Genomic DNA, 11,798 nt, shown 5'->3' with positions numbered 1-11,798 from the left:
GTATCTACTTTATTCAGACGTCAAACGCGCTGCGATATTCTAGCAGCTGTTGGCGGTTGAGCATGAATACACCATGCCCACCACGCTCGAATTCAAACCAGAAGAATGGCACCTCGGGCCACTCCGCCATCATGGCCTCCATGCTGTTGCCCACTTCCACGATCAGCACCCCGTGCTCGGAGAGGTGGTCCGGCGCATCCCGCAGCAGCCTGCGGGTAAAGTCCAGGCCATCATCACCAGAGGCCAGGGCCAGTTCCGGCTCATGGCGGTATTCTTCTGGCAGGGAAGCCATATCCATGGCATCCACATAGGGAGGATTGGAGACAATCAGGTCATAGGGTCCATTCACAGAATCCAGACCATCAGACTTGAGCGCCTGAACCTGATCTTCCACCCCATGCCGGACAATATTGTCGGCAAACACCGCCAACGCATCATCACTGATGTCACTACCGTCCACCCGCGCATGCTCAAAAGCGTAGGCACAGGCAATAGCAATACAGCCACTGCCGGCACACAGATCCAGCACCGCATGCACCTGGTCGGGATCCACCCAAGGGGTGAAAGACTGCTCAATCAGCTCCGCCAGTGGCGAGCGAGGAATCAGTACGCGCTCATCTACCGTGAACGGCAGGCCGCAGAACCAGGCCTCACCGGTCAAATACGGCACCGGCACACGATCGTTGATGCGACGAATGAGCAGATCCACGTAGGCGCCAGTCTCGCTGGGCAGCAACCGGGCATCGAGAATTCGGGGATCACTGTTCACCGGAAGCGTCAGCACATGCATCAATAACGCCACAGCTTCATCCCAGGGATCATCACTGCCATGGCCGAAAAACACGCCACCGGCACGCAGCCGGGACTCACCAAAACGCAGGCAATCACGCACTGTTTGCAAGGACGCTACCGCTTCATTCTTGATTGCCGATGTGATCAAGGCCACTCTCCAGTCAACAGGCGCTGAAGGTTAGCACAAATTGCTGTATAAAAGCCTGTCCAATGCATGTCAGAGGACCTCATGAGCGCAGCAATCCGGATTTATCAGGAAGACGGCTTTACCATGGTGGACATCAAGGATGGCACCATCGTGGACATGGCTCAGGAGCTGTCAATCTATCGACAGCGGCAGGCCCTTTTCAACCAGCACCCGCAGCACAAGCAGCTGGCCATCTATGTGGGCCGGATTGACGGGCTGGATTTCTCCGCATCCCGCTACGCTTGTGGTGATGATTTTGCTGCCATCACCGAAGCCAAGGCCATGGTGCTGGACAATACGCTGAACCGGACCTTTGCCAACATCATGTTGAAGATGAACCGCCCGGCATTTCCGGTTTACATCTGCGCCAGCCTGCAGCAGGCTCGTCAGCGCCTTAGCCAACACCATAATGCGGAGCATGCTTGAACAACGCCATCTGGTTACTCAAAACCGAGCCTGACGCCTTCAGTCTCCAGGACCTGGAAAACGCCGCAGAACAAACCGCTGGCTGGGACGGAGTACGAAACTACCAGGCCCGCAACCGCCTCCGTGACGACATCCGGCAAGGCGACAGGGTACTGTTTTACCATTCCAGCTGCGCCACTCCCGCCATCGTCGGCGAAGCCCTGGTAACACGCGCAGCCTATCCGGACCCAACCCAGTTTCTTCCCGAGCATCCTGCCTACGACGCTCGCAGCAGCCGGGAAGCGCCCCGCTGGTACCAGGTGGATGTAAGGTTTGTTCGTCATTACCCGAACCCGGTCACACTGAAGCAACTCAAACAGGACCCGGAATTTGCCGACATGGAGCTCATTGTCCGCCCACGCCTGTCGGTACAGAAAGTGACTGACCGGCAATATCAGCTGATCCAGACCCTGTGCCAGCCTATGGATGTTTCTGCATAGTGCACAGGGCGCACCAACACTGAATTTCGCACCAAAAAAGAACAAATCCTCCTACGAAAGAACTATCAAGGCCCACAAAAGCGGGCCTTTTGTTTTTGGCACAAGCGTTGCAATCCCCCAACTCGTCCCTCACCAAACGAATTGGATTCACTCCATGAAACTGCATCGCTTACATACCGTTGCATTGCTCGCCCTGCCTGGCTTTGCCCACGCAGACACCCTCACCGCCACCGATACCGTCTGGATTGCCATAGCAGCCGCTCTGGTGTTCTTCATGCAAGCGGGGTTCGCCTTGCTGGAGAGCGGCCTTAGCCGCGCCAAGAATGCCCTGAATGTGGTCATGAAAAATTACATGGACCTCTGCGTCGGTACCCTGGTGTTCTGGGCTGTAGGGTTCGGTCTGATGTTTGGTACCAGCCCATCCGGCTGGTTTGGTGAAGACCAGTTCCTGCTCAGCCAGGCGGACCACAGCACCTGGGCCATGCTCATGTTCCAGATCATGTTTGCCGCTACCGCCGCCACTATTGCATCAGGCGCCATGGCTGAACGGACCCGCTATGCCGGCTACCTGTGTGGCGCCATTGTCATTACCGGGGTGATCTACCCGCTCTACGGGAACTGGGCCTGGAACAGTAACGGCTGGCTGGCGCAGCTGGGCTTTATCGATTTTGCCGGTTCTACCGTGGTTCACAGCATTGGCGGCTGGTGTGCCCTTGCCGGCATCATGGTGGTCGGCCCCCGTCTTGGCCGCTTCGACAAACAGGGCAAACCGCGCCCGATTCCCGGCCACAACCTCTCGTATGTGGCACTGGGGGGCTTCATTCTCTGGTTCGGATGGTTTGGCTTCAATGGCGGTTCCACCCTGTCTGCCAGCGTGGATATTGCCAAGGTGAACCTGAACACCCAACTTGCCGCCGCTGCCGGCGCTGTGGGCAGCACCCTGTTGCGTTTGAGCACCCGCCGTCCGGTTCTGCTCAGTGAAACGGTCAACGGCAGCCTTGCCGGTCTGGTTGCAGTCACGGCGGGTTGTGCCGTGATGTCACCGGCCTTTGCCGTACTGACCGGGCTGATCGCCGGCGCCCTCGCGGCCGTGGGCGCACGACTGCTGCTGGCTCTGCGCCTTGATGACGTGGTAGGCGCTGTTCCTGTACACGCCTTTGCAGGCGCCTGGGGCACCCTGGCCGCAGGGATGTTCTTTGAGGGGGACCTGTTCAACCCGGAACGTATCACCGTGCAGCTGCTGGGTATCGTAGTGGCATTCTGCTGGGCCTTCTTCGCAGCACTGATCATGTACCTCGCCGTTGCCACCCTGTTTGGCCTTCGCGCGCCCGCTCTACATGAGCAACGGGGTCTGGATCTGAGTGAACACGACGAAACCGGTTACCCGGAATTCCCCCAGAACAGCCTTTATAACGCGGAAATGACCAGCCAGGCGGAGGGCCGTCAATGAGCCAGGAATTGCAACGACGACGACGCGCCATCGTCACCGGCCTGACTCCGTACATGAACGAAGCCGTGCTGATGGAAGCCATCAGCCACTGGCAACAGCATTACTCGGAACGTCCGAGATACTCACTGCAGGGCTATGTGAGTGATCTGTGCAAGCTGTTCGACCTTGGCGAACGTCGTCACCACATTCACATGAGCCTGGTCCAGGCCATGTCCATGTCGGAACAGGAACTGGCCCATGATCCCATGGCGGCTCAGACGACCTCCCGCCAGCACAGCCATCCCTGCACAGCGGCGTTCCAGGCGCTGATGGAGGCCCTGTGGGAAGCATTGCCCGCATCGGTGGCATCGCAGCTAAGACTGGACATGATCGGCATGCTGCGCGGCCGCAGTGTCAGCCCGGAAACCCGCCTGACCATGGAGCACTGGCTGCATTCTCCAGGCCGCACACTGGGCGGCCTGCCACTGGAAGTGCTGCGCAAACAACTCAACAACGCCTACGTGCTGCTCTGTGAAAGACTTGGCCCGGTGGAGGCGGACACCCATCTCAAATCCGCCTATACGCGCACTCGACAGCACCGAGATCTGGAGCCCTCACTGAAAAAACTGATGTGATTCAGGCGGTAAAAACAAAATCAGTCCCTGCCCCCGCTGCATAGATAAGGTACGCTGTAACGCGATCACGCCAACCCGACTGCGATAACACACCACGGGCGGGGCCCTGCCATGCAACGTAGTCGCAACCGGCGTGAGCATCGCAAACATTGCCTGGGACAGGGGTTACCATGAAGCTTCATCACCAGATTTTCATTGCCATGCTGGCGGGGGCCGGCATCGGGGCGATTACTGGAGAATCCAGCACTCTGTTCGGGGTGTCCGTGCTGTCGGGTTTCGACCTGGTCGGCAGCCTGTTCATCAATGCACTGAAAATGCTGGTGGTGCCGCTGATCGTGACCGCCATCATCTCCGGCATGGTTGGCGTTGGCGGTGGTGACAACCTGGGGCGGATGGGCGCCAAGACCGTGTTCTTTTACATGGCCACCTCGCTGGTGGCCATTCTTATCGGCCTGCTGCTGGTCAACCTGCTCACCCCCGGTATCATTGATGGCGAGCCGGCCAGAGGTTTGTTGGGGCTGTCAGCGGAAACCGATAATGTACTGGCCAAAATCGAAGGCCGCGGCGCCGGCGATTTCACCGAAATCCTGCGCCAGATGCTGCCCCCCAACCTGATTGCCGCGGCGGCCAACGGGCAGATGCTGGGCCTTATCGTGTTTGCGCTGTTGTTCGGCTTTTACCTGAGAATTGAAAAAAGCCCCGGCGGCGAAACCGTTCGCCAGATGATCGACGGCATCTACCAGGTCATGATCAGCATCACCATGCTGATCATTCGCTTTACCCCCATCGGGGTATTCGCACTGATCGCCGCCACCGTCACCCGCACTGGCATGGACGCCATCGAGCCGCTGGCCTGGTTCTTCCTCACTGTGGTTCTGGCGCTGTTTGTGCATGCCTTCGTGTTTATGCCGGCGCTGATTCTGCTGATCGCCAAGCGCTCTCCGATTCGGCATATTCAGGCCATGATGCCAGCCCTGCTCACCGCCTTTTCCTCGGCGAGCTCCGCTGCCACCCTGCCGTTGACCATGGAGTGTGTTCAGGATCGCGCCGGAGTATCGCGCAAGACCAGTAGTTTCGTACTGCCTCTGGGCGCCACGGTAAACATGGACGGTACAGCACTGTATGAATGCGTTGCAGCCATCTTCATTGCCCAGGCCTACGGCATGGATCTGTCCTTCGGCATGCAGTTCATGATTGTGGTCACCGCCCTGCTGACCTCCATCGGGGTGGCCAGTATTCCCGCAGCTTCACTGGTGGCGATTACGGTGATTCTGGCGGCCATCGGCCTCCCGGCGGAAGCGATTGGCCTGATTCTGGTCACCGATCGCATCCTCGATATGTGCCGCACGGCGGTGAACATCTGGGGAGATAGCGTGGTCACCGTGCTGCTGGCTCGCAGCGAAGGCGAACACCAGGTATTGGGGCTGCCGGTGAACGAAATGGAAGCACGGGCAGCCGAGGCTGCCCGTGAACATCATCAAGCGGTAAACTGACCGCTGAGATCGTTTTTAAGGCTGACTGCACTGCTACCGATCACCGGCACCATGAGGGCAAAAGCCAGCAGTGCAGCAAACAGGGTTTCGCTGCTTTCGGAAAGGCCTGCCACCAGGACAATGGCACAGACGACCGCTGCGATCAGGGCAACAACATCTTTGAAAATCTGCTTGTAGTACGCCATTGGAATGACTCCTTTATTCAGGTTGTGAACACATGTTAACTTACCAGCCAATCATGTCAACACTTGTTCACATAAATATTTTGCCATCCCCTGCCGGGGTTTCGGAGTCCGTTTGAAACACGCCCCCGTCCTGCTGATTCATCATGGAGATACGCCACTGGGAGAAGCCGTGGCACAGCTGGCCTGTGAGCATTATCGGGTGGCGATCAGTGGCGATGATGCCTTCGCGGGCAACCAGCTATGTGCACAACTCCACGCCCAGGGCAGAGAAGCCATGTTTCTGGAGACTCGCCGCGGACAGAGTCAGGATCACCGCCGCAATGTGGACCGGATTCTGCGCCGCTGGCAGCAATTGGACGTGGTAATTAATCTGCCACGGCATATCAGCGTGGGGCCATTCGAAGCCACGTCTGCGGGACAATGGGAAAGCCATATCCAGTCACAACTGATGGATACGGTGCATCTGTGTCAGAGCAGCCTTACCGCCCTGCGTCATCAGCACGGCGGGCGTATTCTCAACGTGTTCGTTGAGTATGGTTTACTACCCGCTCCCATGACCGCGTGTCAGAGCGCCATGGGCGCCGCCATCAAGGCGCTGAGCAACAGCCTGTATGCGGAGCTTCATGACAGCGGTATCAAGGTGTCAGCAGTGGCCATCCCGCTGCTGGCCGAGTGCAGTGATCATATCGAGGCCAGCGACCCGTTAAGCGCCGCACGCTTCCGGCGGCGAGCAAGCCACACAGCAGCCAGACTGGATGAAGTCTCCAGGGCCATCGTGGCTGCCATTCAATGCGATGGCAGCCTGCAGATCACTACCCCGGAGATCCGTAATCAGTGGCGGCAGAAGCGCTGGTTCCGTCGTCGATGGGAAGACGCCATCCGGCGCCTGGGTACGCGCTACCGAGCTCGCTAGCGACATTCCTCCACATAGCGCAGGGTCTGGCGATAGTCGCCTGCCAGGGCGTCGTCCACCTTGTCAGCCAAAAGCGCGACCAGTTTCTTGCCCACGATTGGCACGGAAGAGGACACCTCCACTTCAGTGCACTGCAGTGAATGAGCCTCTCCATCACTGCAAAGCACCATTTTGCCGGCCACATTCACCGGTACATTGCCGAGCTGAAAACGATAATCCGCCTGGTATCCGGCCCCGTCAGCCATTGGTGTCCAGAGAAATTCCGTCAACAGATCTGCCTGTTCGGGCAAAAAACGGCGAGCGAACCCCGGAATTTTGTCCGAGCGAATTTTTACTGGCTGATGGATCTTGAGCAGAAGCCCCTCTGCGGTCTGCTCAAAACCCTCAAACCGATAACCTTGCACCCTGCCCCATTCAAACCGCTGCTCGAAAAACGCCTTGCTGGTCATGATCTGGTATAGCTGTTCGACATTGACCGGGTACTCCCGGTCCACTTTTACTTTCATGCGGTCTCCTGACCCGATGACGCCTGCTGCATCAACTTGAGCAGCGGCATCAACTGACGTTTCAAATCCGGTAATGCATTGATCACAACGCGATGCTTGCCGGCCTGAATCAGCGCCAGCGCTTGTTCTACACTCATCACAGGCGCCACCTTGGCAGCAGACACCTGATCCTCATCGCCAACCACAGTGCCGACACCACCCGATTTTGCTCGTTCCATGTAGTCATCAAGGACTTTCTGGATGCTTTCCGGAGTGCTGTTGCTGTTCGCTCCAGGGCAATGCAATACCACGTTGACAGGTAGTCTCTGTGGCTTGCCACGATGCTGGAATGCCAGCTTCTCACACACCTTGAGAGCACGCTCGACAAAACGGCGGGCACCTTCGATATCCGCCGAGGGCAACAGCACGGTAAACTGATCCACCCTGCTACGCGCCAGGGAATCCTCCTTACGCACCACTCCCTGCAGCAGCTGGGCAAGTTTCATCAGTACCATGTCAGCACGGCGCTTGCCGAGCTGTATGAACAGCTGTTTGAACTCATGGATTTCCAGCTGCACCACAGACAACACCGTCTGCTGACGAGCAGACAGTGCCAGCTCCTGCCCCAGCCGATGCGCCAGGTAGCGATGGTTACCCAACCGCGTAAGGGGGTCGACCAGGGCCTGACGAGCCAGTGCCTTGCGCTCTTCCTGATAATTGGCATGGGCCCGTGCCCGCGCCAGCAAGTCGGTGGAATTGAACGGCTTGCTGATAAAATCCGTGCCACCCAGGGTCAACGCCCGGGTGCGGGCTTCGTCATCATTTTCCGCCCCGGTGACAATGATCACCGGTAGCCGGGCGATGCCTTCATCGGGACTGTTGCGAATTTTTTCCAGTAACGCGTAGCCATCCATCTCCGGCATGGCCAGATCGGAAAACACCACACTGTAATCCGGGTTATCCGAGATCTTGCGCCAGCCTTGCGCGCCATCTTCAGCCACATCAACCAGGAATTCGCGGCCCAGCATCTTTTCAGCGGCCATTCGCATGACCCTGGAATCATCAACGAACAGCAACAGAGGTTTCTTTTCGTTATCCATGTTGCCCCATTTGTCTGGCGGCCACAGAGAGCGCCCCTTTCGGCCCCGGCACCCTGCCCCTGGCATAGCGGTAAAGTCGGGAACTACGCTGACAGAAATCCCCGCGCACAATCGCCGGCAGATAGTGCTGGTTCAGCAAGTGACCGGAACGGTCAGAAAGGCAATAGACAGTGCCCGCTGTGCTGTCCAGGTGAGCCAGAATCCCCACTTCGGCAAGGTAATCCCGGCCGTTGGCAAAGTGCTCTACATAAGGTACCGGATGACCTGCCGCCAGGGTCAGCTGCGGGTCGATCTCCAGACTGTCAGCCACTCCGCCGATGCAATAGATTTCCAGCTTGCGTACCAGGTGACGCACTGCAGGGTTTCTCAGCAACTTGCGAACGATATAACTGGCCACAATGGTGCCCTGGGAGTGGCAGACCAGGACTACCTGATCCTGTTTTTCCAGCGCATCAATCAAGACGTTTAACGCCGGGCGAGACAGTTTGCCGTCTTTACGCAACGTGCGTGCAGTAATCGATTCTGCCACATCACGCACCAGTCCCCAGGTAGGGGTATGAATCAGTGTCACCGGGCGCTGGAAATGACGGGCAATCTCACTGGCATTGAGCAGCGCCACCGCTGGTGCCGTGCCCATGCCGTTGATAAAAAACCAGCGGGTATTTTCTACTGGACCAGCCGCCCGGGGAGGAAGACAAACCAGTGAGCCCTGGCTGATAGATTCACGGGTCGCCGGTACTACCAGCTGCAGCAACGACACAAAGGCATCGCTGGCACTGGAGTAGGACGATAACGACAACTCCGAGCGCGCTCCGGGTTCCTGTCCCAGTGGCAGGAACAATCGAGGCAGATCGGCAACATGCGAAAGCCCCAGCCGCAGGTCACGACGAATCGCGGAGCGGTTATCCACCACTCGCCGCAGCCATTGTCGGGTACGGTGCCACATGATCTTTCCTGAAAGCTGATGACCGGTCACCCCATGCAACCGGCCTACGACATTAGACTTACATTACGATTATCGCCGGAATTTTACCAGCCTCAACAACCGGCAGGATAAGCCAATAATTGCTTTTAAATCAGATCGTTGGGATCAACAGGTGATAAAGCGGCTAAACTTTGATCGTGAGCGGCTGGTGTCATCCATAGCTTCGGCCAGAACCTTCTGGCATAGCCGCGGACAGAGGAAGGGCCCGAAATAGTCAACGTTGCGTCGTGGCAGAAACGAATCAGGCCCGCCATGCAAGCATGGCGGGCCTGAAAGTATCCAGCGGGATCAAGGCTTAGATGAAGTACATTAGCAGCCATTCAGCGGCCAGAGCCGGCTTCTCTTCGCCTTCGATTTCCACATTGAAGGCGAACTTCAGCAGCCACTGCCCTTCGCGTTTTTCGGTGGCTTCCATCAGAGTGGCCACGGCGCGAACACGCTTGCCCACTTTCACCGGCGCCATGAAACGCAGTTTGTCGAAACCATAGTTCATGGCCATCTTCATGCCTTTGGGCATCAGAAAGCCGTCAATGGTGCTCTGCAGATAGGGCAGCAGGGACAGAGTCAGGTAGCCGTGGGCGATGGTGGAACCAAACGGGGTGTTTTTCGCCTGCTCCGGATCCACATGAATGAACTGATGATCCAGAGTGGCATCGGCAAATGCATTGATTCGGTCCTGATCAATTTCGAACCATTCGGATGCACCCAGTTCCTTGCCAACGTATTCGGCCAGTGATGCCGCCTCTACCACTTTCATCGTTGAAACTCCTCGAATTCATTTCGAATCAGCTTAGCGAGGAGCGGCATGGCTATTCCATGACACTTTTCCACTTTGCCCTGCCCGGCGCTGATGGTTTTGGTCAGTGTCAGAGCAACGCCCGGGACCAGTGGCATCACTGACCAGAATGAACGGTCAGGAAGGAGTTGATGGCATTGGCAACCGCTTCAGGTGTCTCCATATGCAAATGGTGACGGCCGGGCAGCCGAACCACCTGTACCGACTTTAACCACTCCACGCGATGATCGAACATGCCGCCGCCGCCCATACCCTTTTCTCCGAGTATCAGGCATACCGGCGCCTCAATAGCGCGAATGAAACCCTCCACCTGGTCTTCGGTAAGGCGCAGCGAGGACGTCAGCCGCAAACGGCTGTCAGCACGCCAGGTCCACCCTCCGTCCACCGGCATAAGTCCGCGCTCCACCAATAATGCCGAGGCCTCGTGGCTCAGCCCGCCAAAGCCACGGGTACGTGCCTCAATAGCGTCATTGATGTCGGTATAAACCGGCTTTCTCTTGTTCGCGAGGGCGGCCATGTCATCCATCGCCTTGCGCAAGGTCACAGCCACTTCATCCGCCTTGGTGGTGGGAGGCCCGAGACCTTCAATCAGGATCAGCCGGGAAACGCGCTCCGGACAGGCCGCAGTAAACAGACAGGCAATACCGGCGCCCATGGAGTGCCCCATCAGGGTAAAACGCCCCCAACCAAGCTGATCCACCACCGCTTTCACATCTCGCACATGATCCACCAGATGCGTCGCCACCTCATTTGGGCGATGCCCGGAATGACCGTGCCCGGAAAAATCCAGCGCCACCAGGGGCCGTCCTAGATGTTGCGCCAACGGCACAAAGGACGCGGCATTATCCAGCCAGCCATGCAACGCCAGTATCGGTTCACCCTCCCCTGGCCATTGCAGGGCAGTGAGAGTTTGTCCGTACACCTGGAATCGCATCTCGCTTGGTGGCATCACGCGCCCCCCTTGGCCTGCAACTGCGCCAGCAATTCTTCACACAGCGCCAGCGTCTCTTCGGGTTTTTCCAGCGGATACATATGACTGCCCTCGGCGATGCGGTGAATCATATGATGCCGGCGGGCAATACGCCGGGCACTGTGCAGGAAAGGCGACGGTGAATGGCGCCCGGTAACAATAGCCGCCGGCACTTTCAGCCGCGGCATACGCGTCGCCGCAGTCGGCGCTTCACGGAAAATGGCCACCTCTACTTCTGGCCGGAAGTGCAACCGCCATCCATTCTCCCAGGGCTCCACACCCGCCCTCATATAATCCTGCAGACACCGAGGATCAAAGGCCCGAAACATTCCCCGCGACCCGAAATAACTCTCCACCGACGCCCAGTCCGGCCAAAAGTCCAGTCGCCCCTTGCTCTTGCCCGCAGGCGTTGCCTTATCCATCTGACCGGTCCATCGGGCCAGATTCATCATTACCCCATGCAAGCCATTCATCATCGGCGGATCCAGCATCAGCAAAGCCGAAAACCACTCGGGATGGCGCTGGGCTACCAGGTACATGAGAACAGAACCCAGTGAATGCCCCATCCCAACGATGGGCTTGCCCAACGGCGCCAGTTGCGCCTCCAGTTCCAGGCTCAGACTGTGCCATTGGGCATCCACCGGATAGTCAGGATCATGGCCCACCCTGTCCACTACATGCAGCTGATAGCGCGATTCCAGCGGAGCCAGAAAGGTGTCGTAACTGTGGCCGGGTATGCCATTGGCATGGGCAAAAGCCAGAACCGGTTTTTCACTGGGTACTGCTGACATGGTGTCTCCCGAATAACACAGCAAGGGAGCGTTCAGTGACTCCCAGGCAAAAGCAACATGATAGCCAACACCGTTCACCGCGATCCATGTCTGATAACGCCAGATACGGGCCTGCCATAGACACGGGTTGGT

General features: G+C 57.8%; 14 protein-coding genes. 6 read left to right on the top strand and 8 right to left on the bottom strand.

The annotated features are described in order from the left end of the window. Window positions 1–13: 13 nt before the first annotated feature. Window positions 14–940: a 50S ribosomal protein L3 N(5)-glutamine methyltransferase gene (prmB, locus tag MWU49_RS01155; RefSeq protein WP_246967067.1), complete on the bottom strand. Its 927-nt coding sequence runs from the start codon at window positions 938–940 to the stop codon at window positions 14–16. Between the two features lie 81 nt (window positions 941–1,021). On the opposite strand from prmB, the gene MWU49_RS01150 reads away from it, so the two are divergent. From MWU49_RS01150 to MWU49_RS01130, 5 genes are all read left to right on the top strand, one after another. Continuing rightward, the gene (locus tag MWU49_RS01150; protein WP_246967066.1) at window positions 1,022–1,405 is read left to right on the top strand and encodes a hypothetical protein; all 384 of its coding nucleotides are present in this window, start codon (window positions 1,022–1,024) and stop codon (window positions 1,403–1,405) included. Continuing rightward, window positions 1,402–1,884: an EVE domain-containing protein gene (locus MWU49_RS01145; RefSeq protein ID WP_246967064.1), complete on the top strand. Its 483-nt coding sequence runs from the start codon at window positions 1,402–1,404 to the stop codon at window positions 1,882–1,884. The genes MWU49_RS01150 and MWU49_RS01145 overlap by 4 nt, the downstream gene beginning before the upstream one ends. A 154-nt stretch (window positions 1,885–2,038) precedes the next feature. After that, entirely contained in the window at window positions 2,039–3,334 is a 1,296-nt protein-coding gene (locus MWU49_RS01140) for an ammonium transporter (protein ID WP_246967062.1), read from the top strand. Next, window positions 3,331–3,948, top strand: coding sequence for a hypothetical protein (locus MWU49_RS01135; protein WP_246967060.1), 618 nt, complete (start codon window positions 3,331–3,333; stop codon window positions 3,946–3,948). The genes MWU49_RS01140 and MWU49_RS01135 overlap by 4 nt, the downstream gene beginning before the upstream one ends. 170 nt (window positions 3,949–4,118) lie before the next feature. Continuing rightward, window positions 4,119–5,441, top strand: a complete 1,323-nt coding sequence (locus MWU49_RS01130) for a dicarboxylate/amino acid:cation symporter (RefSeq protein ID WP_246967058.1) — start codon at window positions 4,119–4,121, stop codon at window positions 5,439–5,441. Here MWU49_RS01130 and MWU49_RS01125 read toward each other — a convergent pair. After that, a complete protein-coding gene (locus MWU49_RS01125) occupies window positions 5,426–5,626 on the bottom strand; it encodes a hypothetical protein (RefSeq protein WP_246967056.1) in 201 nt (66 codons plus the stop codon). The genes MWU49_RS01130 and MWU49_RS01125 overlap by 16 nt on opposite strands. 112 nt (window positions 5,627–5,738) lie before the next feature. Here MWU49_RS01125 and MWU49_RS01120 point away from each other — a divergent pair, with 112 nt between their 5' ends. Then, window positions 5,739–6,539 carry an SDR family NAD(P)-dependent oxidoreductase gene (locus MWU49_RS01120; protein ID WP_246967054.1) on the top strand — a complete coding sequence of 267 codons (801 nt, stop codon included), beginning with the start codon at window positions 5,739–5,741 and terminating at the stop codon, window positions 6,537–6,539. On the opposite strand, the gene MWU49_RS01115 is transcribed toward MWU49_RS01120, so the two are convergent. From MWU49_RS01115 to MWU49_RS01090, 6 genes are all read right to left on the bottom strand, one after another. Next, the gene (locus tag MWU49_RS01115) at window positions 6,536–7,045 is read right to left on the bottom strand and encodes a DUF2505 domain-containing protein (RefSeq protein WP_246967052.1); all 510 of its coding nucleotides are present in this window, start codon (window positions 7,043–7,045) and stop codon (window positions 6,536–6,538) included. The two genes, MWU49_RS01120 and MWU49_RS01115, sit on opposite strands and share 4 nt — an antisense overlap. Then, on the bottom strand, window positions 7,042–8,124 hold the full coding sequence (locus MWU49_RS01110; RefSeq protein ID WP_246967049.1) for a diguanylate cyclase: 1,083 nt from the start codon (window positions 8,122–8,124) through the stop codon (window positions 7,042–7,044). Before MWU49_RS01110 ends, MWU49_RS01115 begins: the two co-directional genes overlap by 4 nt. Further along, window positions 8,117–9,070 carry a hypothetical protein gene (locus MWU49_RS01105; protein ID WP_246967047.1) on the bottom strand — a complete coding sequence of 318 codons (954 nt, stop codon included), beginning with the start codon at window positions 9,068–9,070 and terminating at the stop codon, window positions 8,117–8,119. The genes MWU49_RS01110 and MWU49_RS01105 overlap by 8 nt, the downstream gene beginning before the upstream one ends. A 334-nt stretch (window positions 9,071–9,404) precedes the next feature. Next, a complete protein-coding gene (locus MWU49_RS01100) occupies window positions 9,405–9,866 on the bottom strand; it encodes a MaoC family dehydratase (protein WP_246967045.1) in 462 nt (153 codons plus the stop codon). Window positions 9,867–10,002: 136 nt separating this feature from the next. Further along, on the bottom strand, window positions 10,003–10,854 hold the full coding sequence (locus MWU49_RS01095) for an alpha/beta hydrolase (RefSeq protein ID WP_246968046.1): 852 nt from the start codon (window positions 10,852–10,854) through the stop codon (window positions 10,003–10,005). Then, entirely contained in the window at window positions 10,854–11,666 is an 813-nt protein-coding gene (locus MWU49_RS01090; protein WP_246967043.1) for an alpha/beta hydrolase, read from the bottom strand. Before MWU49_RS01090 ends, MWU49_RS01095 begins: the two co-directional genes overlap by 1 nt. Window positions 11,667–11,798: the final 132 nt, after the last annotated feature.

It is taken from the genome of Alcanivorax sp. S6407 (genome assembly GCF_023016115.1).
Taxonomy (GTDB): domain Bacteria; phylum Pseudomonadota; class Gammaproteobacteria; order Pseudomonadales; family Alcanivoracaceae; genus Alcanivorax.
The sequence above is the reverse complement of the archived record's forward strand: the minus strand, read 5'-3'. Positions and strand labels throughout refer to the sequence as shown.

Excerpts from the sequence above, each read along its gene's own strand:
- MWU49_RS01150 (WP_246967066.1), top strand. The coding sequence starts at position 1,022 with ATGAGCGCAGCAATCCGGATTTATCAGGAAGACGGCTTTACCATGGTG.
- MWU49_RS01140 (WP_246967062.1), top strand. The coding sequence starts at position 2,039 with ATGAAACTGCATCGCTTACATACCGTTGCATTGCTCGCCCTGCCTGGC.
- MWU49_RS01135 (WP_246967060.1), top strand. The coding sequence starts at position 3,331 with ATGAGCCAGGAATTGCAACGACGACGACGCGCCATCGTCACCGGCCTG.
- MWU49_RS01130 (WP_246967058.1), top strand. The coding sequence starts at position 4,119 with ATGAAGCTTCATCACCAGATTTTCATTGCCATGCTGGCGGGGGCCGGC.
- MWU49_RS01125 (WP_246967056.1), bottom strand. The coding sequence starts at position 5,626 with ATGGCGTACTACAAGCAGATTTTCAAAGATGTTGTTGCCCTGATCGCA.
- MWU49_RS01115 (WP_246967052.1), bottom strand. The coding sequence starts at position 7,045 with ATGAAAGTAAAAGTGGACCGGGAGTACCCGGTCAATGTCGAACAGCTA.
- MWU49_RS01110 (WP_246967049.1), bottom strand. The coding sequence starts at position 8,124 with ATGGATAACGAAAAGAAACCTCTGTTGCTGTTCGTTGATGATTCCAGG.
- MWU49_RS01105 (WP_246967047.1), bottom strand. The coding sequence starts at position 9,070 with ATGTGGCACCGTACCCGACAATGGCTGCGGCGAGTGGTGGATAACCGC.
- MWU49_RS01100 (WP_246967045.1), bottom strand. The coding sequence starts at position 9,866 with ATGAAAGTGGTAGAGGCGGCATCACTGGCCGAATACGTTGGCAAGGAA.
- MWU49_RS01095 (WP_246968046.1), bottom strand. The coding sequence starts at position 10,854 with ATGCCACCAAGCGAGATGCGATTCCAGGTGTACGGACAAACTCTCACT.
- MWU49_RS01090 (WP_246967043.1), bottom strand. The coding sequence starts at position 11,666 with ATGTCAGCAGTACCCAGTGAAAAACCGGTTCTGGCTTTTGCCCATGCC.